Below are 24,290 nucleotides of genomic sequence, written 5' to 3' on the forward strand. Positions count from 1 at the left end.
CGGCGCCCCGGCCGACCGCGTCGGACGGTCCACACGTGAACCAAAAGGAGAGAAACCGCGATGATAGGCCTTGTGCTGGCGGCCGGCGCCGGACGGCGTCTGCGCCCCTACACCGACACGCTGCCCAAGGCGCTGGTGCCGGTGGGGCCCGAGGGTGTGGAGGGCGAACCGACGGTCCTGGACCTGACGCTGGGCAACTTCGCCGAGATCGGGCTGACCGAGGTCGCGGTCATCGTCGGCTACCGCAAGGAGGCCGTCTACGCGCGCAAGGCGGCGCTGGAGGCGAAGTACGGCCTGAAGCTCACCCTGATCGACAACGACAAGGCCGAGGAGTGGAACAACGCCTACTCCCTGTGGTGCGGCCGGGACGCGCTGCGTGACGGGGTGATCCTGGCCAACGGTGACACCGTGCACCCGGTCTCCGTGGAGAAGGCGCTGCTGGCCGCCCGGGGTGAGGGCAAGCGGATCATCCTCGCCGTGGACACGGTGAAGAAGCTGGCCGACGAGGAGATGAAGGTCGTCGTCGACCCCGCGAAGGGGATGACGAAGATCACCAAGCTGATGGACCCGGCGGAGGCCACCGGCGAGTACATCGGTGTGACCCTGATCGAGGGCGACGCGGCGCCGGAGCTGGCGGACGCGCTGAAGACGGTCTGGGAGACGGACCCGCAGCAGTTCTACGAGCACGGGTACCAGGAGCTGGTCGACCGCGGCTTCCGCATCGACGTGGCGTCGATCGGCGAGGTCGACTGGGTCGAGATCGACAACCACGACGACCTCGCCCGGGGACGGGAGATCGCGTGCCGGTACTGAGCCGGCTGATTCCCTCGCCGGTCGTCGTGGACATCCGCCCGGGTGCCCTGGACGGCCTGGCGGGCGTCCTCGCCGACCAGCGCATCTCGCCCTCGGGCCGGTTCGCCGTCGCGGCCAGTGGCGGCTCCGGGGCCCGGCTGCGCGAGCGGATCGCCCCCATGCTGCCCGGCGCCGCCTGGTACGAGGTCGGTGGCGGCACCCTGGACGACGCCATCCGGCTGGCCGACGAGATGAAGCCCGGCCGGTACGACGCGGTGGTGGGCATCGGCGGCGGCAAGGTCATCGACTGCGCGAAGTACGCCGCGGCGCGCATCGGGCTGCCGGTGGTCGCCGTCGCCACCAGCCTCTCGCACGACGGCATCTGCTCGCCCGTGTCGATACTGGGCAACGACGCCGGCCGGGGTTCGTACGGCGTGCCTACGCCCATCGCCCTCGTCGTGGACCTCGCGGTGGTGCGGGAGGCGCCGATCCGCTTCGTGCGGTCGGGCATCGGCGACGCCCTGTCCAACATCTCCGCGGTCGCGGACTGGGAGCTGGCCCACCGGGTCAAGGGGGAGCGGATCGACGGCCTGGCCGCGGCCATGGCCCGGCAGGCCGGCGAGAGCGTGCTGCGCCATCCGGGCGGCTGCGGTGACGACGGGTTCCTCACCGTGCTCTGCGAGGCCCTCGTGCTCTCGGGCATCGCCATGTCGATCGCCGGTCACACCCGGCCCTCCTCGGGTGCCTGCCATGAGATCGGTCACGCGCTCGACCTGCTGTACCCGAAGCGGGCGGCGAGCCACGGCGAGCAGGTGGGCCTCGCGGCCGCCTTCGCCACGCATCTGCGGGGCGACCACGAGGGGGCCCGGCAACTGGCCGGCGTGCTGCGCCGCCACGGGCTGCCCGTGCTGGCGCGGGACATCGGCTTCGGCGACGACGAGTTCGTCCGGGCCGTCCGCCTGGCCCCGGAGACCCGGCCCGGCCGGTACACCGTCCTGGAGCACCTGGAGCTGTCGCCGAAGGGCATCGAGGACGCGTACGCGGAGTACGTCGCCGCGGTCACGTCCTGAGCCGTGGCCCGGTTTGACCCCCCTGGCCGTGGCCCCGTACCCTGGACCGTCGGCGTGTCCACTGAACACGCCACATCCCCGTAAACCTCTTCCTCCCGGGCGACGCGGTTGGCCGGGAGAGGTCGTCTGTGGTGTTTCTGGGCGGCTGGCCTGCGGGGGTGCCGGTTCTTGAACGAGCGAAAGTGAGATCCGCGTGTACGCCATCGTGCGCAGCGGTGGTCGCCAGCACAAGGTTGCTGTCGGCGACATCGTTGAGGTTGACAAGATTTCCACCGCCAAGGTTGGCGACACGGTCGAGCTCTCGACCCTGCTCGTTGTCGACGGCGACTCCGTGACCAGCGACCCGTGGGTGCTGGCCGGCATCAAGGTCCAGGCCGAGGTCGTGGACCACCACAAGGGCCAGAAGATCGACATCCTGCGCTACAAGAACAAGACCGGTTACCGTCGTCGGCAGGGTCACCGCCAGCAGTACACGGCGATCAAGGTCACGTCGATCCCCACGGCTGCGAAGTAAGGGACTGAGGAGAAATGGCACACAAGAAGGGCGCATCGTCCACCCGGAACGGTCGCGACTCCAATGCCCAGCGGCTCGGCGTGAAGCGCTTCGGCGGTCAGGTCGTGAGCGCGGGTGAGATCCTGGTCCGCCAGCGCGGCACCCACTTCCACCCCGGCGCCGGTGTCGGCCGTGGCGGCGACGACACGCTGTTCGCCCTGCAGGCCGGTGCGGTGGAGTTCGGTACCCACCGCGGCCGCAAGGTCGTGAACATCGTTCCGGTCGCCTGAATCACCAGATCGTCTGATCGCCTGATTCAGCGCTGAACGCTTTCGCGAGGCGGACCTCACTTCCCGGGCGGGAAGGCGGGTCCGCCTTTCGCGTGTTAACACAGGTAAAACCCCGTTCGTCTTTTGGAGGCACCCCACCATGACCACCTTCGTGGACCGCGTCGAACTGCACGTCGCCGCGGGTAACGGAGGCCACGGCTGTGCCTCCGTCCACCGTGAGAAGTTCAAGCCGCTCGGCGGCCCCGACGGCGGCAACGGCGGCCGGGGCGGTGACGTCATCCTGACCGTCGACCAGTCGGTGACGACGCTGCTGGACTATCACCACTCCCCGCACCGCAAGGCCACCAACGGCAAGCCCGGCGAGGGCGGCAACCGCTCCGGCAAGGACGGCCAGGACCTGGTCCTGCCGGTGCCGGACGGCACGGTCGTGCTGGACAAGGCGGGCAATGTGCTCGCCGACCTGGTCGGCCACGGCACCTCGTACATCGCCGCGCAGGGCGGCCGGGGCGGTCTCGGCAACGCGGCGCTGGCCTCCGCCCGCCGCAAGGCGCCCGGCTTCGCGCTGCTCGGCGAGCCCGGTGACGTCCACGACATCGTCCTGGAGCTGAAGACCGTCGCGGACGTGGCCCTTGTCGGCTACCCGAGCGCCGGCAAGTCCTCGCTGATCTCCGTGCTCAGCGCGGCCAAGCCGAAGATCGCCGACTACCCGTTCACGACGCTGGTCCCGAACCTCGGCGTGGTGACCGCGGGCTCCACCGTCTACACCATCGCCGACGTGCCCGGCCTCATCCCCGGCGCCAGCCAGGGCCGCGGCCTCGGCCTGGAGTTCCTGCGGCACGTGGAGCGGTGCAGCGTGCTGGTGCACGTGCTGGACACCGCCACGCTGGAGTCCGACCGCGACCCGGTCTCCGACCTCGACGTCATCGAGGCCGAGCTGCGGGAGTACGGCGGTCTGGACAACCGGCCCCGCATCGTCGTCCTGAACAAGATCGACGTGCCGGACGGCAAGGACCTCGCCGAGATGGTCCGCCCCGACCTGGAGGCCCGCGGCTACCGCGTCTTCGAGGTGTCGGCCGTGGCCCACACCGGTCTGCGCGAGCTGACCTTCGCCCTCGGCGAGCTGGTCGCCAAGGCGCGCGCGGCGAAGCCGAAGGAGGAGGCGACCCGGATCGTCATCCGGCCCAAGGCCGTGGACGACGCGGGCTTCACCGTCGTCCGCGAGGACGCCGGCGGCGAGCCGCTGTTCCGGGTGCGCGGCGAGAAGCCCGAGCGCTGGGTCCGCCAGACCGACTTCAACAACGACGAGGCCGTCGGCTACCTCGCCGACCGGCTGAACCGTCTCGGTGTGGAGGAGCAGCTGATGAAGGCGGGCGCCCGCGCGGGCGACGGCGTCGCCATCGGCCCCGAGGAGAACGCGGTCGTCTTCGACTGGGAGCCGACCGTCATGTCCGGCGCGGAGATGCTCGGCCGCCGTGGCGAGGACCACCGCTTCGACGCGCCCCGCCCCGCGGCCCAGCGCCGCCGGGACAAGCAGGCCGAGCGCGACGAGGCGCAGCAGGAGTTCGACGACTTCGAGCCGTTCTAAAGCGGTCCGAGCCGTTCTAAAGCGGTCCGAGCCGTTCTCAAGCGGTCCGAGCCGTTCTCAAGCGGTCCGAGGTGCCGGTCGTGGACCGGCGGGGGCGGTGACGCCCCGGGGCGGCGCCGTGTGGCGCCGCCCGTTCGCGTTCACGGGTGGCGGTGCCGCCAGCCCTGCCAGGCCGACTCGATCATGTCGTCCAGGTCGTGCGCGGCACTCCAGCCGAGCTCGCGCCGGATGCGGTCGGCGGAGGCCACCACGCGGGCCGGGTCGCCGGGGCGGCGCTCGGTGACCTCGGGCCGCACGTCCTGCCGGCCGGTGACCTTCAGGATGCGGTCCACCATCTCGCGCACCGAACTGCCCTCGCCGCGGCCGATGTTGAGGACGAGGGACGTACCCGCCTCGGCGTCGGTGAGGCGGCGGGCGGCGGCCAGGTGCGCGCCGGCGATGTCCTGCACGTGGATGTAGTCGCGTACGCAGGTGCCGTCCGGCGTGGCGTAGTCGTCGCCGAAGATCCGCGGCGCCTCGCCGGCCTCCAGCCGCTCGAAGACCATCGGGATGAGGTTGAAGACACCGCTGTCGGAGAGTGCGGGCTCGGCCGCCCCGGCCACGTTGAAGTAGCGCAGGGAGGCGGCGCGCAGTCCGTGCGCCCGGGCGGCTGCGGTGATCAGCCACTCGCCGATCAGCTTGCTCTCGCCGTACGGGCTCATGGGCGCGCAGGGGGTGTCCTCGGTGACGAGGTCCACGTCCGGCATGCCGTACACCGCGGCGGAGGAGGAGAAGACGATGCGGTCGACCCCGGTGGCGGTCATGACCTCCAGCAGGGTCTGCAGGCCGGTGACGTTCTCCCGGTAGTAGTGCAGCGGCCGCTCGACGGACTCGCCGACCTGCTTCTTGGCCGCGATGTGCACCACGCCGGTCACCTGGTGGTCACGGATCGTCCGCTCCAGCTTGTCGGCGTCCAGCACGCTGCCGACCACCAGCGGGGTGCCCTCGGGCACCCGGTCGGCGCTGCCGGTGGAGAGGTCGTCGTAGACAATGGTCTCCTCACCGCCCTGGATCAGGGTGCGTACCACGTGCGCGCCGATATATCCGGCGCCACCAGTTACCAGCCAGCTCATCGTCACCTCTCACAGCGGTGGTCAGTCTGTTCAGCCTGGCTCCCGGCCCCGGAAAAATCGAATCGGGCGAATCCGGTTCCATGCGGATCAATGGGGCAATGCCGTTGCGGTGACTGTCGGTAAGATGACAAGTGGCCCCGACGGAAACAACCTGTTAATCCTCTACGCTGATGGACGGTGTGCACTCGGGTCGGCGATGGCCGCATGTGCCGGCCGATCGCGTCGTCAAAGTCCGCCACGGAGACAGGTTGCTAAGGATGCCAAGGCTCTCTCTCGTCGTCCCCGTCTACAACGTGCAGGGCTACCTCGCAGAGTGCCTTGAGTCGGTCCTCGGGCAGGACTACCAGGACTTCGAGATCGTCGCCGTCGACGACCGCTCCCCGGACGGCTCCGGCGCCCTCCTGGACGAATACGCCGCCCGGGACGATCGCATTCGTGTGATCCACCTCATGGAAAACGTGGGCCTCGGACGGGCGCGCAATGCCGCCCTGGAATTGGCGCGCGGCGACTACGTTCTGTTCCTGGACAGTGACGACACCTTGGCGCCGGGCGCGCTCGGCGCGATAGCGGAGCGGCTGACGGCCGCCGGCGATCCCGATGTACTGATCTACGACTACGTGCGCACCTACTGGGACGGCGAGAGACGTCCGAACCAGAAGGCGCGACTGCTCGCGGAGGCCGGCCCGGGAGTGTTCCCCCTCGCCGAGCGCCCGCAGCTGCTCAGCCTGCTGCAGATCGTCTGCAACAAGGCCTACCGCCGGGAGTTCATCGCGCGCGAGGGCCTCACCTTCCCGCCGGGCTACTACGAAGACGCCCTGTGGACGTTCCGCTCCCTGATCAGCGCCGAGCGCATCGCCGTGCTGGACCGCGTCTGCCTGCTGTACCGGCAGCGGCGCGAGGGCGGCAACATCCTCGCCACCGTCAGCCGCAAGCACTTCGACATCTTCGAGCAGTACCGCCGCGTCTTCGAGTTCCTCGACACCCGCGCGGACGCCGAGCAGTGGCGCGCGCCGCTGTTCCGCAAGATGGTCGACCACTACCTGGCGATCCTGGAGCGCCCCGGCCGGCTGCCGCGGGACGCGCGGGCCGAGTTCTTCCACCGCGCCGCCGCCGACTACCGGGCCCGGATGCCCGCCGGCTTCCGCAAGCCGGCCGGTTCCCGCGGCAAGAAGTACGCGCTGCTGGAGCGCGACGCCTACGCCGGCCTGGTGGGCGCCAAGGCCGTCGTGAAGCTCCGCGCCAAGGCGACCGGCTACGCGCGCACCACCCTCGGCCGCACCAGACGCACCGCGCTGAGCCTCGACTACCGGCACCAGCTGAGACTGCCGCTCGACGAGAACCTGGCGGTGTTCTCCGCCTACGGGGGCAGCGGCGTGTCCTGCAACCCGGCGGCCATCGACGCCGAGCTCGCCCGCCGCGCCCCCCACATCCGCCGCGTGTGGGCCGTCCGCCCGGACGCCGTGGACCAGGTGCCCGAGGGCGTCGACATCGTCCGGACCGGGTCGCGCGAGTACTGGGCGGCCCTCGCCCGCGCCACCTACCTGGTGAACAACGAGAACTTCCCGGACGCCATGGTGCGCCGGCCGGGCCAGATCCATGTGCAGACCCACCGCGGCACCCCGCTGAAGACCATGGGGCTGGACCGGCGGCAGTACCCGGCCGCGGCGGGCACCGACTTCGCCGCGCTGCTCCGGCGCTGCGACCGCTGGAACTTCAGCCTCGTCTCCAACCACTTCTCCAGCGCCGTGTGGCAGCGGGCGTACCCCTGCTCGTACACCTCCCTGGCGACCGGCTACCCGCGCAACGACGTCCTGCTCAACTCCACCGCCGAGGACGTGCGTGAGGCCCGTCACGAGCTGGGACTGGGCGAGCGCGTGACGGCCTTCCTGTACATGCCGACGCGCCGGGAGTACCGGCACGGCTCCGAGCCGCGGCTGGACCTGGCGAAGCTGGCCGGGCGGCTCGGACCGGACGCGGTGCTGCTCGTGCGGGCCCACCCCGGCGAGCGCCCGGCCGAGTGGCCTGCCGCATGGCGCTCCGAGGACCGGATCGTCGACGTGTCCGGCCACCCCGCGGTCGAGCGTCTCTACCTCGCCGCCGACTGCCTGGTCACGGACTACTCCTCGGCGATGTTCGACTACGCCAACCTGGACCGGCCGATCGTCGTCCACGCCGACGACTGGGAGACCTACTCCGCCGTACGCGGCACGTACTTCGACGTGCGCACCGAGGGGCCGGGGGCGGTGGCCACCACCGAGGAGGAACTGGCCGAAGTACTCTGTTCCGGCGCCTGGCGCGGGGAGCGGGCCGCCCGGGCACGCGACCGGTTCCGTCGCCGCTTCTGCGACTTCGACGACGGTCGTGCGGCGGAGCGTGTGGTGCGCCACATTTTCCTCGGAGAGGAACTCGGGGATCTGCCGCCGGTCGTCCCCCTGGACGAGCGGACCCCCGCCCCGCCGCCGGAGCCGTCCCGCGACGCGTCGGCCCTGATATCCACCCACACGAGCCAGAGGTAGCCGCTGCAGTGTCCCAGCAACCCGACACAACGCCCGACATCAGCGTCGTCGTCATCGTCTACAACGACGCGGCACGTCTTCCGACCGCCGTGCAGTCGGTCCTGGACCAGACGCTGCGCAATGTCGAGGTCATCATCGCCGATGACTGCTCCACCGACGGCTCCTTCGAGGTCGCACAGCAGCTGGCCGCCCGCTCGGACCGGGTGCGCGCCATCCAGCTGCCGGAGAACAGCGGCGGCTGCGGCGAGCCGCGCAACCAGGGCATCGCCGTCGCCCGCGGCCGCTACGTGATGTTCCTGGACAGCGACGACACCCTGGAACTGAACGCCTGCCGCAACATGCTCGACGCCGCCGAGAGCACGGGGGCCGACCTGGTCTCCGGGCTCTGCCTGCGCGTCCACACGGACAGCCGCAACGGCAAGAAGGTCAAGTGGTACCCGTGGCTCTACCGGGAGACCCGCACCTTCGACTCGGTCGCCGAGATACCGGACCTGATGGTCTTCGACACCCTGTCGACGAACAAGTGCTACCGGCGTGAGTTCCTGCTGGAAAGCGGCCTGACCTTCCCCAAGGGCATCCACTACGAGGACCTGCTCTTCTCCGCGCAGGCCTACCTGGCCGCCTCCCGGATCACCCTGATCCCGAACACGGTCTACCACTGGAACGTCGTGGAGAAGGCCGCCGCCAAGTCGATCAGCAACCGGCGCCACGAGATCAACAACTTCGCCGACCGCGTGGAGATCCACCGCCGGATCGACCGCGTCCTCGACGAGATGGGCCAGACGGAGCTGAAGCTCCACAAGGACCGCAAGTTCCTCAAGCACGACCTCGTGCTGTACCTGCGCGACCTGCCCTTCCTGGACGACGACTACCGCCACCGGTTCGCCGAGCTGGCCCGCGGCTACATCCAGGGCTTCTCCCCGGAGGCCTACGAGGAGCTGTCCCCGGTCCACCGGCTGTGCGCCTACCTGCTGCTGCAGGAGGACTGGAAGAACCTCACCCCGGCGATCGACACCCTCATCAACCCGCGCAAGATCTCCAGCCCGCTGGCCGAGCGCGACGGCCGGGTCTACTGGTGCGAAGAGCACCTCGACGACCCGCTGGCCCGCAAGATCCTCGACGTGACCGACCTCGGCTACCACACCCGGCCGGTCCAGCGCATGTGGCTGCGCAACCAGGTGACCTCCTACGCGGAGAACCCCGCGGGCATCAAGGTGTCCGGCGCGGTCGTCAACCCGCTCGGGGTGATCCCGCCGGGGGCGGAGCTCAAGGCCGAGCTGGAGTTCCGCGCCCGCCGCCGCAGCCTGCAGAAGTTCCGCTTCCCCGTGCAGAGCGTCCAGCACGAGGGCGAGACGGTGGCGTGGCAGGCCACCGTGCCCCTGGCGGCGAAGTTCCGCCCCCTCGGCATCGTCGACGAGGTGTGGGACGTACGCCTCTACCTGAGTGTCGACGGTGTCCAGGCCACCAGCCGGCTCACCGTCGGCCAGACCGCGCTGGAGGACGCCGGCGTGGTCCGGGTCCGGCCCCGGCTCGGCCGGATGACGGCCGACCGGCTCGTGCCGCACGCCTCGGCCAAGGGCCACCTGGCCTTCCGGCTCGCCCAGCACGGCACGCTCGCCCAGCGCACCACGACGCTGGTGCGGCGCAACCTGCAGAGCCCGCCCGCCGCGATGGCCAAGAAGATGGCGCGCAAGGTCGTCAAGGCGCGCAAGGACCTGCACTCCGGCCCGCGCAAGATCGAGACCTACCACCGTATGATCCGGCTGCTGCCCGTCCGCAAGGGCACGGTCGTCTTCGAGAGCCACCTCGGCAAGCAGTACAGCGACAGCCCGCGGGCCATCTACGAGGAGCTGCGCCGCCGCAACCTGCCCTTCCACGTCATCTGGTCCTACGCCGGCGAGCGTCCCACGGGCTTCCCGGACGACGTGGAACTGGTGCGCCGCTGGTCCTGGCCCTACCTCAGGGCGCTGGCGCAGGCCGAGTTCTGGATCGACAACCAGGGCTTCCCGCTGAAGCTGAGCAAGCGCCCGGAGACCACGTACATCCAGACCTGGCACGGCTCCGCCCTGAAGCGGATGGGCTTCGACGAGCCGAAGTACCGCATCAAGCCGGAGCACGAGCAGCGCGCCTACCAGGAGGCGATCGACCGGTTCGACTACTTCGTGGTGCGCGGCCGGCACGACGAGCGGACCCTCGCCCCGGCCTACCGGATCACCGAGGACAGGCTCCTGCGCACCGGCTACCCGCGCAACGACGCGCTCGTCCGGGCCAGGGACGCCGGCACCCTCGACCCGGCGGCCCGGGAACTCGCCGAGCGCCTCGGCATCCGCCTGGACCGCCCGGTGGTGCTGTACGCCCCGACGTTCCGGGAGCAGAACGGCAAGGTCAAGAAGTTCGAGTTCCCGTTCGACGTCGACGAGTTCGCCGACCGCTTCGGTGACCGCTTCACCCTGCTGGTGCGCACGCACTACCTGAACAACGTCACGCTGCCGCCCTCCGTGGCGGGCCGGGTCGTCAATGTCAGCGGGGAGCCGGACATCACTCCGGTCCTGCTGCTCGCGGACGCGCTCATCACCGACTACTCCTCGGTGATGTTCGACTACGCGCTGCTCCAGCGCCCCATGGTGTTCTTCACCTACGACTGGGAGGAGTACGTCGACAACAGCCGCGGGACGTACTTCGACCTGTCGCAGGAGGCCCCCGGTCCCGTCGTCCACACGGCGGAGGACCTCTTCGGCGTCCTGGAGGGCCTGGACACCCTCGCCTCCGAACAGGAGGCGCGCCTCAAGGAATTCGTGGCCCAGTACGGCGAGTACGACCGCGGCGACGCCGCCGCCCAGATCGTCGATCGCTTCTTCGGAAACCGGGGAGACGCCCGATGACGCAGCGTGACATCATTTTCGTGGCCAACGAGGTCAACGAACTCGGCGGAGTGGCCCGTTGGCAGGCGCTGATGGCCGAACTGTTCGCCGAGGAGGGCCACCGGGTCACCATCGTCGGCATCGCGCCGCCCGAGGTGCCCATGGACCTCGGTGACAACCCGCCCTTCACCACCGTGACGCTCTACGACGAGCGCCCGCCCGGCCGCTGGCAGGCCCGTACCCTGCTGGACCGGGCCAACCTCCAGGCCCGGCGCCGCGAGGCCGCGCGCGAGGAGGGCATGCGGGCGGCGGCCGACCGGCTGTCGGCCATCTTCCGGGCCGCCCGGCCCGGGGCGATGATCATCGTGACCCAGGTGTGGGCCATGGAGTGGGTCGCGCTCGCGGACACCGCGGGCCACCCGGTCATCGGCATGAGCCACGAGTCGTACGAGTACTCGCGCGGTTCCTCCCGCTTCGGGCGCGTCGAGCGGTACTACAGGAACGTCGACCGCCTGCTGCTGCTGACCCGCGAGGACGCCGACCTGTGGATCGGCCGGGGCATGAACAACGTCGGGTACATGCCCAACCCGCTGCCGATGATGCCGGAGGTCCCCTCCGAGCGCACCGAGAAGGTCGTCGCGAGCATCGGCCGTCTGGGACACCAGAAGGGCATCGACATGCTCCTGGACGTCTGGGCGGAGGCGGCGCCGAAGCACCCCGACTGGCTCCTGAGGATCTACGGCTCCGGCCCCGACGAGGAGGCGCTGCGCGCCCAGTGCACCCGGCTCGGCCTGGACGACCGGGTGGAGTGGGCCGGCCAGACGGACGACGTCGCCGGCGCGCTGCGCGGGGCGTCGGTGTTCGTCCAGTCCTCCCGGGGCGAGGGCTTCCCGCTGGCCCTGCTGGAGGCGATGGCCTGCGCGGTGCCGTGCGCGGCCTTCGACTGCGCGCCGGGCGTGCGCGAGATCGTCCGCGACGAGGAGGACGGCCTCCTGGCCCGCCCCGGAAACGTGCCCGAACTCGCCCAGAAGCTCGGCCGGTTGATGGAGGACGCCGAACTCCGCGACCGGATGGGCGAGCTGGCCCGGAAGAACGTCCAGCGGTACTCGCCGAAGGTCATCCGTGACCGGTGGGAGGAACTGTTCAGGTTCCTGGAGCGCTGACGGCCTCAGGCACGACGGAAGGGCCGGCCCGCCACGGGCCGGCCCTTCCGCCGTGGCCGGCGGGGCTGAAGCCGGGGCCCGGGCCGGCTCACGCCTTCAGGTCGTCCCGGTCGCCCATCACCACGACGGGGTGCGCCTTCGGGTCGAGCGTGCGCAGCAGGTACCGCATGTCCGACGCGGACTGGCTGACGCACGCCGAGGTCCCGCCGCCGTGGTCCACGTGCAGCCAGATACTGCCGCCCTTCGACTGCCCCAGCGGCCGGGCCGGATCGTCGGGCGCGGTGCCCTTCACGCGGTTGTAGTCGATGGCGATGACGTAGTCGAAGTCGTGCCAGGACGACTTCTTCCAGTAGTGGGGCGCCTGGAAGGCCGCGGACCTGGTGTAGGGCAGCCTGGCGTCCGGCGCGGCCTTCACCCCGCCCGCGTCGGTCAGTGTGAACACGCCCACCGGACTGCGCTGGTCCCCCTCGTGGTGGTCCGTCGTCCAGCCTCTCCGGCCGTTGTGCCCGGACCAGGAACGCTCCTGCTGCCACACCGAGCCCTGCCTGTCGAAGAGGGCGATGGCGGAGTCGGGGGAGTTCCTGCCCGCGCCGTACACGACGACCACCTGGCGGGAGTCCGCCGGTACCCGGTCCCACAGCCGGTCCCCGACACCGGGGATGCGCTTGAGCGGCGTCTGCCGTGGCTGTGCGTCGTCCGTGCGGGCATCAGCGGCGGCCGGCTTCCCGTGGTCCGAAGTCCCGCACCCCGCGAGGGACATGACGGCCAGCGCACCACAGACCACGCCCGCGACGACACGTGTCGAACCCGTTTGACGCATGGGCCCCATGGTCTCGGACCGCGCCGGACCGGCGGCCGCGTCCCACGGCGGTTCCGCGCCGAAAAAGGGGGCGACTCCGTGGTGCCGGACGGTCCAGAATCGGTCACGGCCGGCGACCGCACGCCTCGCCGGTGAGCGGGTCCGCCGCTGTCCATCCACCGGACCCGGGCACACCATCCACACGGCTTCGCGTAGATTGCCGGAACAGGCAGCCGGACAGCGCGCGAGGGAACGGAAGGCATCGTGGCAAGGGCAAGGCAGGCCGTGGGCGAGGCCCGCAGGATCGTCGTCAAGGTGGGCTCGTCGTCGCTGACCACCGCCGAGGGCGGCCTGGACGCCGACCGCGTGGACGCCCTCGTGGACGTCCTCGCCAAGAGCCGTAGCGGGGGCGAGCGGGAGATCGTCCTCGTCTCCTCCGGTGCCATCGCCGCCGGCCTCGCCCCGCTCGGCCTGCGCCGCCGCCCCAAGGACCTCGCCCGCCAGCAGGCCGCCGCCAGCGTCGGCCAGGGCCTGCTCGTCGCCCGCTACACCGCCTCCTTCGCCCGCTACGGCGTCCGCGTCGGCCAGATCCTGCTCACCAGCGACGACATGAGCCGCCGCGCCCACCACCGCAACGCCTCCCGCACCCTGGACGAGCTGCTCGCGATGGGCGCCTTCCCGATCGTCAACGAGAACGACACGGTCGCCACCGACGAGATCCGCTTCGGCGACAACGACCGCCTCGCCGCGCTCGTCGCCCACCTCGTCCACGCCGACCTGCTGGTCCTCCTCTCCGACGTCGACGGCGTCTACGACGGCGACCCCAGCCGGCCCGGCACCTCCCGGATAGCGGAGGTGAGGGGCCCGCGGGACCTCGCGGGCGTCGAGATCGGCAGCGCGGGCAAGGCCGGCGTCGGCACCGGCGGCATGGTCACCAAGGTGGAGGCCGCGCGGATCGCCGCCGCCGCCGGGATTCCGGTGGTGCTCACCAGCGCCGTGCACGCGGCCGAGGCACTGGCCGGCGGTGACACCGGCACCTACTTCCACCCCACCGGCAAGCGCTCCGCCGACCGGCTCCTGTGGCTCCAGCACGCCTCCACCCCGCAGGGCGCCCTCACCCTGGACGACGGCGCGGTGGACGCGGTCGTGAACGGGCGCAAGTCGCTGCTGCCCGCCGGAATCGCCGCCGTGGAGGGCGAGTTCAGCGCCGGCGACCCCGTCGAGCTGCGGGACGCGCGGGGCCGCGCGGTGGCCCGGGGGCTCGTCAACTTCGACGCCAAGGAGATCCCCCTGCTGATCGGGCGTTCGACGCGTGAGCTGGCGCGCGAGCTGGGCGCCGCGTACGAACGCGAGGTCGTACACAGGGACGACCTGGTGCTCCTGCACGTGTAACGCTCGCAAAACCACTCGTAAAGCGGAGCGTACGGAACGCCCCCGGTGGGGGACGTTCCGTAAAACCCCCACACGGAGCCCGGCGGCCTGCTCAACTTTGTCTCGGGAACATGTTGAAGGGAACACGTTCCGTCAAGGGGCCAAGCGAGCCGTACGGCCTTGCCGGCCATGCGTGAAGGAGGCCGTCGTGAGACGAGTGCGCCCGGGGGCGGCGTCCCGCGGTGCTCTGACGAGCGTCGCGGCCGGGGACACCTACGAGGAACCCAGGGACCTGCCCAGGCTGTGGCACGTCACCCTGAGCGTCTCCGGCGAGAAGGTCCCGCTGCCGGAACTGCGGCGGGCCCTGGAACAGCTCGCCCACGACCACCCCTTCCTGCTGACCAGCAGATACGCGACCGACCACGCGGAGATCCGGTACTGGGAAGAGGCCCGCGACCTGCACGACGCCGCCGCGGTGGCGCTGCGCCTGTGGGGCGAGCACCGGCAGACCGCCGGCCTGCCCGCCTGGGAGATCGTCGGCCTGGAGGTCATCGACCGCGAGACCTACCACCACCGCATCGCCGAGGGCTACGGCCCGCCACCGGCGACACCGGTGGGCGTGCATCCGTTCTGAGCGGGGAGCCGTCGCTCCAGGGCGTCGGCGGGCCGGGGGCGCAGGGTGGACCAGGTGGTGGCCCGGGGGAGGGGTTCGCCCTTTTTGGGGTGTCTCGGGGTGTGGGACGGCCGCTGAACCGCGGCGCCCCGCGCACTACCCTTCCCCCATGACCACGCTCTCGCCGTACGACTCGATGTCCCCGGTCACCCAGGCCGCCTACCGGGCCAAGGCCGCCGCCGCCGACCTCGCGCCGCTCCCGCGCGCCGTGAAGGACGACACGCTGCTCGCCATCGCCGACGCCCTGGAGGTCCGGACCGCCGAGATCATCGAGGCCAACGCCAAGGATGTGGCCAAGGCCCGGGAGAACGGCACCAGCGAGGCCATCGTCGACCGGCTCACCCTCACCCCCGAGCGGATCCGCGCCATCGCCTCCGACGTCCGCGACGTGGCCAAGCTGCCCGACCCGGTCGGCGAGGTCGTCCGCGGCTCCACCCTGCCCAACGGCATCGACCTGCGCCAGGTCCGCGTACCGCTCGGCGTCGTCGGCATCATCTACGAGGCCCGCCCGAACGTGACCGTCGACGCGGCGGCCCTGTGCCTGAAGTCCGGCAACGCCGTCCTGCTGCGCGGCTCCGCCTCCGCCTACGAGTCCAACACCGCCCTCGTCCGGGTGATCCGCGACGCCGTCGGCGGTGCCGGGCTCCCCGCCGACGCCGTCCAGCTCGTGCCCGGCGAGAGCCGCGACTCCGTCCGCGAGCTGATGCGCGCCCGCGGCCTGGTCGACGTCCTCATCCCGCGCGGCGGCGCCTCCTTGATCCGGACCGTGGTCAACGAGTCCACGGTCCCCGTGATCGAGACCGGCACCGGCAACTGCCACGTCTACGTCGACGCCCAGGCCGACATCGACACGGCCATCGAGATCCTGATCAACTCCAAGGCCCAGCGGGTCAGCGTCTGCAACGCCGCCGAGACCCTCCTCGTCCACCAGGACATCGCCTCCGAGTTCCTGCCCCGGGCCCTCGACGCCCTCGCCGAGGCCGGGGTCACCGTCCACGCCGACGACCGGGTCATGGCCTACGCCAAGGACTCCAAGGTCACCGCGGTCGAGGCCACCCCCGAGGACTGGGAGACGGAGTACCTCTCCTACGACATCGCCGCCGCGGTCGTCGACTCGCTGGACAAGGCCGTCGAGCACATCCGGCTGTGGACCTCCGGCCACACCGAGGCCATCGTCACCACCTCCCAGCAGGCCGCCCGCCGCTTCACCCAGCTGGTCGACTCCACCACCGTCGCCGTGAACGCCTCCACCCGCTTCACCGACGGCGGCCAGTTCGGCTTCGGTGCCGAGATCGGCATCTCCACCCAGAAGCTGCACGCCCGCGGCCCGATGGGGCTGCCGGAGCTGACCAGCACCAAGTACATCGTCACCGGCGACGGGCACGTACGCCGCTGACGTTCACCCGTCCGGCCGAGCGCACCCGGCCCCGGGGAACGCGGCCGAAAGGCATCTCACCAGGCAGACGAATTTCCATACCGTCTGCCCAAATTGACCCCCCAGGTCTACTCTGGACCCGTGCCGGAGGACGTGGGGGGCACGCCGTTCGCTGACGGCTGGGAGCCCGACGACGACCACGACCACGGGGTGTCGGACGAAGAGTTCGCCTCCGTGGTCTTCGACGAGGCCTTCGTACAGGCGGCCACGGTCCATGAACCGTCCGCCGTCGAACGCCTCCTGGCCGCAGCCCAGGCGAGAGCCGAGGCCTCCGAGGCGGAGGCCCGCCGCGCCCACGCCCGGGGCGAGCGCTACGACGACGGCTACGGCCCCGACGGCGCCGGATTCGGTCAAGATCACGACGATGCCGGGCCGGACGGCGCCTACGCCCTCGACGACGGTTCTTACGGCCCGTACGGCAAGCACGTCCGCTGGCACCGTCCCGTCGCCTGGGTCCTGGCCGTCGTGATGGGCATCGGCATGGTCGCCCTGGCCTTCGCCGCCGTCTACCGGGGAGGCTCCTCGGGCACCCGCGACCGGGTTCCCGCGCCCGCCTCGACCGGCGTGGGCAAGGACACCGCCTCCGCTCCCGCCGCCACCGACGACCATCCCCGGCCGGCCGTCTCGGCCGTCCCGCACTCCCCCTGAGCGCCCTTCGAGCACCGACTCGCGCCTGTTGAGAACCTGTCAGAAGTTGTCGTCGGCCGGGCGTTTACCCGGGCCCCGCCGGACCTACTCTGAAAGTATGGGCGGGCCTGGAGACCCACCGGAGGGGACACCCGAGGGCGGCCCCGGCGGTGCGGAGGACGAATACCGATCCGTCGTCTTCGACGAGTCGTTCGTCCGCGCTGCCCGGCTCCAGGAGTCCTCCGCCGCGGAGCGGATGGCCGACCACGCGCCCGCCGTACGCCGCCGCCCGGCCCTGCGCCGCGGACTCACCCGGCAGGTCCTGATCCTCGCCCTGCTCATCGCCGTCGCCTTCGGCACCGCCCTGTACATGGGCGTCCGCCACCCCTACGGCTCCACGCCGGTCCGCCGGTCCGTGGAGGCCCTGCGGATGACCGTCGTCCCGCTCGCCCCGCAGGGCAGGGTGCCCGGTGCCGCCGACCCCCGGCGGCTGTTCACGCACAGCCCCGCCGCCCCCTTCGACATCGGCGCCGAGGGCATCCCGCTGCCGGCCTCGCGCGGCACCGCCCACTTCTCCGACAGCCAGGTGATGACCGCCCTCACCGCCGTCAAGGACTACATCGTCCGTTCCTCCCTCCACCCCGAGGTGCTGACCGGCCGCGAGGTGCGCCCCGTCCGGGCCCTGGTCGACTCCGATCAGCTCGACCAGTTCGACCGGAGCGTCACCCACCCCGCGGCGGACGGGCGGCACGCCTCCACGGGCTGGATGGTCCGCATCGACCCCGCGCGAGCCCGGCTGGCCGACGACCGGATCCGCGCCTTCGGCACCCTGAAGGTCACCGAGGCCGACGCGGCGACGCTGGAGGTCTCCGCCGACCACACCTTCGTCTACGCCCTGCGCCCCACCGGCGCCGCCCCGCACGCCCCCGCGTCCCTCTTCACGGTCCGCCGCGAGCTGACGTTCCACCTCGACCGCGACGACCTGCGCACCCACCAGGTCCAGCTGACCGCGTCCCATGTCCAGGCGGGCCCCCTCGCCTGCGCCGAGGACGCCTCGGCCTACCTGCGCCCCCTCCTGGCCGGCCAGACCGCCGGGACGGACGGCCCCGCGGGCACCAACCCCTACGACACCGACAGCCCGGCGGTCCTCTGCGGAACACTGGCCACGGAAGCGCAACCGAGGGTGTGAGCACTGCCGGCCGGCTCTGGAGGGGGCGGGACGCGCTCCGGGGAGGGCTGTCGGCGTGACCCGAGAGGGGCTTCCGCCTCCGCTCCGGGACGCTGTCGGAGCGGAGGCGGAAGCCCGGGGCTACGCGTCCGCGCCGCCCGGTGCCTCCCCCGCGGCCGGCGGAGGGCTGCGGAAGCCGTCGAAGCCGCGACGGACCCGGCCGCCCAGGTCGCCCGCGCCCCCCGCCAGGTCCGTGACCAGCTTCATCAGCGGGTCCTTGGAACTCTTCACATCGCTCGCGTAGCCGGCCGCCGACTCGCGGAAGGAGTCGCTGACGGAGGCGTCCTTGTCCTCGCTGCGCCGTGCGTAGTGGCCGTCCATGATCCGCTGGTAGTCGCGCGACTCGGCCCACTTCTTCAGCTCGGCGGCCCGCACGGTGGTGAACGGGTGGGAACGGGGCAGCACGTTCAGGATCTTCAGCACGGAGTCGCGCAAGTCACCGCCGGATTCGTACTCCTCGGCCTGCTCCAGGAACGCGTCCACGTTCATCTCGTGCAGGTGGTTGCCGCCCGCGATCTTCATCAGGCCCCGCATCGAGGCCCGCACGTCCTGGCCCACCAGCAGGCCCGCCCGGTCGGCGGACAGCTCCGACTTGCGGAACCACTCCCGCAGCGCCGTGACGATCGCCGTGACCGCGAGATTGCCGAGCGGGATCCACGCGACCTTCACCGCGAGGCTGGTCAGGAACAGCAGGACCGTGCGGTACACCGAGTGCCCGGACAGCGCGTGCCCCACCTCGTGCCCGATGACCGCCCGCATCTCCTCCTCGTCGAGGAGTTCCACCAGCCCCGTGCTGACCACGATGATCGGCTCGTCCAGGCCGACGCACATCGCGCTCGGCCGCGGGTCCTGCGTGACGTACATCGGCGGGACCTTCTCCAGGTCCAGGATGTAGCAGGCGTCCATCAGCATGTCGTGCAGGTGGGAGAACTGCCGCTCGGAGACCCGTACCGAGTCGGACAGGAACAGCAGCCTCAGGCTCCGCTCCGGCAGCAGCCCGCTGAGCGCCTTGAACACGGTGTCGAACCCGCTCAGCTTGCGCAGCGCGACCAGCGCCGAACGGTCCGCCGGGTGCTCGTAGGCGCGCGAGGAGATCCCCGGGAAACGCCTGCGCTGCCTGCCGGGCAACCGCTCGTGCCCCGTCTGCTGCCGGCCGTCGTCGGACATGTCTTCCCCCATGTACGTGTCAGTGCCCACCGCGCCCCCGAGGCGGGGCCCAGCCTAGGCGGAGATACCGTGGACGGGCAGTACACCCGAAGGAGTCCCCGCCATGGAGCACCACCCCGCAGCCGCCCGGCTGACCGAGGCAGCCACGCTGGCCGTCCAGCAGCACGGGACGGGCAACCTGCTCCGTGTCGTGCTGGTCGTGATGGTCCTCGGCTGTGCGCTGACCGCCTGGTTCCTGCTGAGCGGCTACAAGCGCAAGGACGACTGACGCGCGCCGAAAGTTCCCCTCCCGTCCGCGGCGGGAGATCCTCGCCGGGGCCGGCCGCGGGCGCCCCTCGTCCCCAACGGCGGAGTCGGCGTGATCGCCGCACGGCCGCCCGCTTACGATGAGCCGACATCTTTATTCCGCCCACACGCGATAGGTCCTGCCGAAGATGAGCTTCCACAGCGCCGCAGCCCAGTTGGTCACCCTTGCCGCCGAGGGCGAGGAGCGCGGCGGAAACCACGAGAGCCTGAACCCGCTCGTCACCGGCGGCGGCGCCCTGATCATCCTGCTCCTGCTGCTGTGGATCACCACGCGCTTCAACCGCGACCGCTGAGCGGGGACCCCGTCCCCGGCCGGACGTTCGAGGCCGGGCCGGTAGGGTCTGCACGCATGGGAGAGCAGGACATGCCTACCGGTCCGGCACGCGAGACGGCCGACGACCCGGTGAAGCACCCGCAGCACGGACCGGGCCACGCCCCCGCCCACACGGGCAAGCGGCGCCTGGGCGTCATGGGCGGGACATTCGACCCGATCCACCACGGGCACTTGGTGGCGGCCAGCGAGGTCGCCGCGCAGTTCCAGCTGGACGAGGTGGTCTTCGTCCCCACCGGCGAACCGTGGCAGAAGTCGCACCGCAAGGTCTCCCCGGCCGAGGACCGCTACCTGATGACGGTCATCGCGACCGCCGAGAACCCGCAGTTCTCCGTCAGCCGCATCGACATCGACCGCGGCGGCCCCACCTACACCGTCGACACCCTGCGCGACCTGCGTGCCCTCAACCCGGACACCGACCTCTTCTTCATCACCGGCGCCGACGCCCTCGCCCAGCTGCTGACCTGGCACAACTCCGAGGAACTGTTCTCCTACGCGCACTTCATCGGCGTCACCCGCCCCGGCCACCACCTGACCGACCCGGGCCTGCCGGAAGGCGGCGTCTCGCTGGTCGAGGTGCCGGCCCTCGCCATCTCCTCCACGGACTGCCGCGCGCGAGTCGCCAAGGGCGACCCCATCTGGTACATGGTCCCGGACGGAGTCGTGCGCTACATCGACAAGCGCGAGCTGTACCGCGGCGAGTGAGCCGAGAGGGGCACCGGTGAACGACCGATACGACGCGGGTGGCGCGGGCTACGGCGCCGTTCCGTACGAAGTCGTCGGCTACGACGAGTACGGCAGGCCCGTGTACCGGCAGGTACCGGCCGAGCAGGCTCCCCAGGCCCAGCAGGTCCCGCAGCCCCAGCCGGCGGCCTACGACCCCTACGCCCAGCAGCAGGGCTACGGCTACGACCTCTACGCCACCGGCCAGCAGCCGCCGGCCTCGCCCTACGCCCCCGGCCATCAGCAGCCCGGCCACGACTCCTACGCCACCTACGACCCCTACGGCTCCCAGACCCCGTACGACCCGTACGCCACCGACACCGGAACCCAGGACGCCGGCGGCTACGACCCCTACGGGCAGGCCGTGAGCGGCGGCCGGCAGCCGAGGGCCGCCGAGCAGACCGCCTACATCCCGCAGCAGGCCGGCCCCGCGGAGGACGCCCAGGCCGCGCAGGACGGTCCGGTCGCGCAGGACGGCCCGGACGCGCAGGACGGCCCGGTCGCGCGAGGCGGCGCGACCGCCGAGGAGACCGGGCCCGGGCCGGCCGGACCGGATTACCGCACCGAACAGTTCGCCTTCGTCGAGGAGCCGGACGGTGACTCCGAGGACGTCATCGACTGGCTGAAGTTCACCGAGAACCGCACCGAGCGCCGCGAGGAGGCCCGCCGCCGCGCCCGCAGCCGGCTCATCGCCCTGCTCGTCGTCCTCGCCGTCGTCGCGGCCGGCGGGGTCGGCTACCTCTGGTACGCCGGAAAGCTGCCCGGCCTGTCCTCCGGCGGCCCGGGCGGCACGGCCGCCCCGGTCACCGCCCAGAAGCGCGACGTGCTCGTCGTCCACCTGCACAACACCGTCAAGGGCGGCACCTCCACGGCGCTGCTGGTCGACAACACCACCACCAAGCAGGGCACCACGGTCCTGCTGCCCAACTCCCTGGCCCTGACCGGCGACGACGGCTCCACCACGACCCTCGCCAAGTCCGTGGACGACGACGACACCTCCGGCACCCGCGACCAGCTCGACACCGTCCTCGGCACCAGCATCCAGGGCAGCTGGCGGCTCGACACGCCCTACCTGCAGAACCTCGTCGACCTCGTCGGCAACATCGAGATCGACACCGACACCGACGTGCCCGACCCGGACGCCAAGAAGAAGGGCGCCGCACCGCTCGTCCACAAGGGCCAGGGCCAGACCCTCAGCGGCAAGATGGCCGTCGCCTACGCGACCTACCGTGCCTCCGGCGAGACCGAGAACGCCCAGTTGCAGCGGTTCGGCCAGGTCATGCAGGGCGTGCTGCGCAAGATGTCCTCCGACCCGGCCTCCGCCACCACCACCGTGCAGACGCTCGCGCAGATCCTCGACCCCCCGCTCACCGACAAGGACCTCGGCACGTTCCTCGCCAGACTCGCCGACCTGGCCAAGAGCGGCGCTTACCAGACCGCCCTGCTGCCCGTACAGCCCGACGGCACGCTCAGCGCCGAGACCGGCGACAGCGTGGTGAAGGACATCCTCGGCGGCACCGCGAAGAGCCCCGACGCCGGCTCCGCGGTCCGGGTCTCCGTCCAGAACGCCACCGGTGTGAAGGACGACACGGAGAAGGCCCGCGTCGTGCTCCTCAACGGCGGCTTCACCTTCCTGGAGGGCGGCAGTGCCTCCGGCACCGAGGCCACCTCGAAGGTGACCTACGCGGACGCCGCCGACCAGGCGAAGGCCACCGAGGTCGCCAAGACCCTCGGGCTGCCCGCCGGCTCCGTGACCAAGGGCACCGTCTCCTCCGGCGCCGACGTCTCGGTGGTCCTCGGCCGCGACTACCAGCCGTCCTCGTCCTGACCCCGGGCCGCGCTCCCGGGCGGAGCGCGGCCCGCGAGCCCCGCCGTAATCCCGTGGGGTGTGCCGGGCGGTCCGTGAGACCCTTGATGGCAAAAGACCGCCGACGGAAAGCCATGTAGTGACCGCCACCGACCGTTCCCTTGAGCTCATCAACACCGCCGCCCAGGCGGCGGCCGACAAGCTCGCCCACGACGTCATCGCCTACGACGTGAGCGACGTACTGTCGATCACGGACGCCTTCCTGCTCGCGTCCGCGCCGAACGACCGCCAGGTCAAGGCCATCGTCGACGAGATCGAGGAGCGCCTGCAGAAGGAACTCGGCGCCAAGCCGGTCCGCCGCGAGGGCGACCGCGAGGCCCGCTGGGTCCTGCTCGACTACGTCGACATCGTCGTGCACGTCCAGCACAGTGAGGAGCGGGTCTTCTACGCCCTGGAGCGGCTGTGGAAGGACTGCCCCGAGATCGAACTGCCCGCCGACGCCAAGGCCACCCGCGGCAAGGCCGAGGAGCACGCCAGGCTGCAGGCCGCCGAGGCCGACCAGGAGCCGGGCGGGGAGTGGTGATGAGCGCCACGGGTGAGGTGACCGACCGCACGGGCCGGGGCCGCCGCATCATCCTGTGGCGACACGGCCAGACCTCCTGGAACGTCGAGCGGCGTTTCCAGGGCACCACGGACGTCGAGCTGACCGAGACGGGCCTGGGCCAGGCCCGCCGCGCCGCCCGGCTGCTCGCCTCCCTGCGGCCCGACGCGATCGTCTCGTCGGACCTGCGGCGCGCCGCGCACACGGCCGCCGAGCTGGCCGCCCTCACCGGCCTGGAGGTCACCCGCGAGGAGGGCCTGCGCGAGACCTACGCGGGCGTCTGGCAGGGGCTGACGCACGAGGAGATCATCGCCCGCCACGGCGAGGAGTACGCCGCGTGGAAGCGCGGGGAAGCGGTCCGCCGCGGCGGCGGGGAACTGGAGACCGAGGTCGCCGACCGCGCCGCCCCCGTCGTGCTGCGGCACGCCGAGAAGCTGCCCGAGGACGGCACTCTCGTCGTCGTCAGCCACGGTGGCACCATCCGCACCACCATCGGCCGGCTCCTCGGCCTGGAGGCCCGGCACTGGGAGAGCCTCGGCGGCCTCTCCAACTGCTGCTGGTCCGTGCTCGGCGAGGGCGCCCGTGGCTGGCGTCTGCTGGAGCACAACGCGGGCACCCTTCCGGAGCCCGTCCTCGGCGACGACGACTGACCGTCCCGGGCTCCCCGGACCCCGGATTTCACTTTCCGGCAGGTCACAGGCTAAAGTTCTTCTTGTTCGCCCCGCCGAGCGGGAAGAACACCAGGGGCTATAGCTCAGTTGGTAGAGCGCCTGCATGGCATGCAGGAGGTCAGGAGTTCAATTCTCCTTAGCTCCACTGATCGACACTCTGTTGAGTTGTCAAAGATCGGTGATGAGGATCCCGTCCCCGCCTGGGGGCGGGATTTTCTGCGTGCGCTCCCGTTCCGAACCCTGCGAACAGTGAAGCACCCGCCACTGACAACCGGCCCCGCCCGCAGCTCGGTGTGCCACCCGCCGCCTTCCGGTCCCCGAGGCCCGTACACCTCCGCGGAGGCGTTCCCGGCGTGCGCGTGGGTACTGAGCCGGGACGGCCGCGGTGGGCGCCGTGTCCGGACTGGTACTCAGGCGTCGCTGACCGTATTGGTCCGGTCGTGGCAGAATCAAACGGCCGGAAGGGGGCGCGGCCCGACGGGAGGAGTGGCGATGCCTGCGAGCATCCTTGAGGAGGTCGGCCACCTCCTCGACGCGGCGTTGATACGGGATTCGATCACCCGGCTGAGCTGCCCTTCCTGCGGTTCCGCGCATGTGGCGCAGGTGCTCGGCGACAATGGCGGAATCTCGTACGTGTGCACGGCCTGCGGCCACACCTGGAGCTGATCG

At 71.3% G+C, this 24,290-nt stretch carries 23 protein-coding genes and 1 tRNA gene; 21 read left to right on the forward strand and 3 right to left on the reverse strand.

Going from position 1 to position 24,290, the window contains the following annotated elements; genetic code table 11:
* Positions 1-60: 60 nt before the first annotated feature.
* From Srubr_RS37155 to obgE, 5 genes are all read left to right on the forward strand, one after another.
* A complete protein-coding gene (locus Srubr_RS37155; RefSeq protein WP_203855071.1) occupies positions 61-813 on the forward strand; it encodes a phosphocholine cytidylyltransferase family protein in 753 nt (250 codons plus the stop codon).
* Positions 801-1,862 (forward strand): iron-containing alcohol dehydrogenase family protein, encoded by a 1,062-nt coding sequence (locus Srubr_RS37160; RefSeq protein WP_189996949.1) that lies wholly within the window; start codon positions 801-803, stop codon positions 1,860-1,862. The genes Srubr_RS37155 and Srubr_RS37160 overlap by 13 nt, the downstream gene beginning before the upstream one ends.
* Before the next feature lie 193 nt (positions 1,863-2,055).
* Positions 2,056-2,376 carry a 50S ribosomal protein L21 gene (gene rplU / locus Srubr_RS37165; protein ID WP_028422127.1) on the forward strand — a complete coding sequence of 107 codons (321 nt, stop codon included), beginning with the start codon at positions 2,056-2,058 and terminating at the stop codon, positions 2,374-2,376.
* A 14-nt stretch (positions 2,377-2,390) separates the two neighbouring features.
* On the forward strand, positions 2,391-2,645 hold the full coding sequence (rpmA, locus tag Srubr_RS37170) for a 50S ribosomal protein L27 (protein ID WP_030605064.1): 255 nt from the start codon (positions 2,391-2,393) through the stop codon (positions 2,643-2,645).
* 139 nt (positions 2,646-2,784) lie between these two features.
* A complete protein-coding gene (gene obgE, locus Srubr_RS37175) occupies positions 2,785-4,230 on the forward strand; it encodes a GTPase ObgE (protein WP_189996948.1) in 1,446 nt (481 codons plus the stop codon).
* 140 nt (positions 4,231-4,370) lie between these two features.
* Here the strand turns inward: obgE and galE are convergent, their stop codons facing one another.
* On the reverse strand, positions 4,371-5,342 hold the full coding sequence (gene galE, locus Srubr_RS37180) for a UDP-glucose 4-epimerase GalE (RefSeq protein ID WP_189996947.1): 972 nt from the start codon (positions 5,340-5,342) through the stop codon (positions 4,371-4,373).
* A gap of 257 nt (positions 5,343-5,599) precedes the next feature.
* Between galE and Srubr_RS37185 the strand changes: the two genes are divergently transcribed.
* From Srubr_RS37185 to Srubr_RS37195, 3 genes are read left to right on the forward strand one after another with little or no spacing between them, the layout of a single operon-like run.
* Positions 5,600-7,858: a bifunctional glycosyltransferase/CDP-glycerol:glycerophosphate glycerophosphotransferase gene (locus Srubr_RS37185; protein WP_189996946.1), complete on the forward strand. Its 2,259-nt coding sequence runs from the start codon at positions 5,600-5,602 to the stop codon at positions 7,856-7,858.
* 8 nt (positions 7,859-7,866) lie between these two features.
* Positions 7,867-10,740, forward strand: coding sequence for a bifunctional glycosyltransferase/CDP-glycerol:glycerophosphate glycerophosphotransferase (locus Srubr_RS37190; protein WP_189996945.1), 2,874 nt, complete (start codon positions 7,867-7,869; stop codon positions 10,738-10,740).
* Positions 10,737-11,882: a glycosyltransferase family 4 protein gene (locus Srubr_RS37195; RefSeq protein WP_189996944.1), complete on the forward strand. Its 1,146-nt coding sequence runs from the start codon at positions 10,737-10,739 to the stop codon at positions 11,880-11,882. Before Srubr_RS37190 ends, Srubr_RS37195 begins: the two co-directional genes overlap by 4 nt.
* Positions 11,883-11,970: 88 nt before the next feature.
* Here Srubr_RS37195 and Srubr_RS37200 read toward each other — a convergent pair whose 3' ends face one another.
* Positions 11,971-12,702 (reverse strand): L,D-transpeptidase family protein, encoded by a 732-nt coding sequence (locus Srubr_RS37200; protein ID WP_189996943.1) that lies wholly within the window; start codon positions 12,700-12,702, stop codon positions 11,971-11,973.
* A gap of 264 nt (positions 12,703-12,966) precedes the next feature.
* Between Srubr_RS37200 and proB the strand changes: the two genes are divergently transcribed.
* The 5 genes from proB to Srubr_RS37225 all read left to right on the forward strand — a co-directional run bounded on the left by proB (position 12,967) and on the right by Srubr_RS37225 (position 17,976).
* Positions 12,967-14,073 carry a glutamate 5-kinase gene (gene proB, locus Srubr_RS37205; RefSeq protein WP_189996963.1) on the forward strand — a complete coding sequence of 369 codons (1,107 nt, stop codon included), beginning with the start codon at positions 12,967-12,969 and terminating at the stop codon, positions 14,071-14,073.
* Positions 14,074-14,260: 187 nt separating this feature from the next.
* Complete coding sequence (locus Srubr_RS37210; RefSeq protein ID WP_030777314.1) at positions 14,261-14,686, forward strand: hypothetical protein; 426 nt, start codon at positions 14,261-14,263, stop codon at positions 14,684-14,686.
* Between the two features lie 148 nt (positions 14,687-14,834).
* Complete coding sequence (locus tag Srubr_RS37215) at positions 14,835-16,121, forward strand: glutamate-5-semialdehyde dehydrogenase (RefSeq protein WP_189996942.1); 1,287 nt, start codon at positions 14,835-14,837, stop codon at positions 16,119-16,121.
* Between the two features lie 120 nt (positions 16,122-16,241).
* Complete coding sequence (locus tag Srubr_RS37220; RefSeq protein ID WP_455569593.1) at positions 16,242-16,808, forward strand: SCO2584 family spore wall biosynthesis protein; 567 nt, start codon at positions 16,242-16,244, stop codon at positions 16,806-16,808.
* Between the two features lie 97 nt (positions 16,809-16,905).
* The gene (locus Srubr_RS37225; RefSeq protein WP_189996940.1) at positions 16,906-17,976 is read left to right on the forward strand and encodes an SCO2583 family membrane protein; all 1,071 of its coding nucleotides are present in this window, start codon (positions 16,906-16,908) and stop codon (positions 17,974-17,976) included.
* A 120-nt stretch (positions 17,977-18,096) separates the two neighbouring features.
* Here the strand turns inward: Srubr_RS37225 and Srubr_RS37230 are convergent, their stop codons facing one another.
* Positions 18,097-19,182 carry a M48 family metallopeptidase gene (locus Srubr_RS37230; RefSeq protein WP_189996939.1) on the reverse strand — a complete coding sequence of 362 codons (1,086 nt, stop codon included), beginning with the start codon at positions 19,180-19,182 and terminating at the stop codon, positions 18,097-18,099.
* A gap of 103 nt (positions 19,183-19,285) precedes the next feature.
* On the opposite strand from Srubr_RS37230, the gene Srubr_RS37235 reads away from it, so the two are divergent.
* The 8 genes from Srubr_RS37235 to Srubr_RS37270 all read left to right on the forward strand — a co-directional run bounded on the left by Srubr_RS37235 (position 19,286) and on the right by Srubr_RS37270 (position 24,287).
* The gene (locus Srubr_RS37235) at positions 19,286-19,450 is read left to right on the forward strand and encodes a hypothetical protein (protein WP_030777303.1); all 165 of its coding nucleotides are present in this window, start codon (positions 19,286-19,288) and stop codon (positions 19,448-19,450) included.
* A 166-nt stretch (positions 19,451-19,616) separates the two neighbouring features.
* Positions 19,617-19,781 (forward strand): hypothetical protein, encoded by a 165-nt coding sequence (locus Srubr_RS37240; RefSeq protein WP_030777300.1) that lies wholly within the window; start codon positions 19,617-19,619, stop codon positions 19,779-19,781.
* Positions 19,782-19,837: 56 nt separating this feature from the next.
* Positions 19,838-20,524 (forward strand): nicotinate-nucleotide adenylyltransferase, encoded by a 687-nt coding sequence (gene nadD / locus Srubr_RS37245; RefSeq protein WP_189996938.1) that lies wholly within the window; start codon positions 19,838-19,840, stop codon positions 20,522-20,524.
* A gap of 16 nt (positions 20,525-20,540) precedes the next feature.
* Positions 20,541-22,370 carry a LytR C-terminal domain-containing protein gene (locus Srubr_RS37250; protein ID WP_189996937.1) on the forward strand — a complete coding sequence of 610 codons (1,830 nt, stop codon included), beginning with the start codon at positions 20,541-20,543 and terminating at the stop codon, positions 22,368-22,370.
* Between the two features lie 118 nt (positions 22,371-22,488).
* Positions 22,489-22,932, forward strand: coding sequence for a ribosome silencing factor (rsfS, locus tag Srubr_RS37255; RefSeq protein ID WP_030777295.1), 444 nt, complete (start codon positions 22,489-22,491; stop codon positions 22,930-22,932).
* A complete protein-coding gene (locus tag Srubr_RS37260; RefSeq protein ID WP_189996936.1) occupies positions 22,932-23,600 on the forward strand; it encodes a histidine phosphatase family protein in 669 nt (222 codons plus the stop codon). The genes rsfS and Srubr_RS37260 overlap by 1 nt, the downstream gene beginning before the upstream one ends.
* 93 nt (positions 23,601-23,693) lie before the next feature.
* Positions 23,694-23,766, forward strand: a tRNA-Ala gene (locus Srubr_RS37265).
* A gap of 347 nt (positions 23,767-24,113) precedes the next feature.
* Entirely contained in the window at positions 24,114-24,287 is a 174-nt protein-coding gene (locus tag Srubr_RS37270; protein ID WP_106980580.1) for a hypothetical protein, read from the forward strand.
* Positions 24,288-24,290 lie beyond the last annotated feature (3 nt).

This window comes from Streptomyces rubradiris (genome assembly GCF_016860525.1).
GTDB classification, from domain to species: domain Bacteria; phylum Actinomycetota; class Actinomycetes; order Streptomycetales; family Streptomycetaceae; genus Streptomyces; species Streptomyces rubradiris.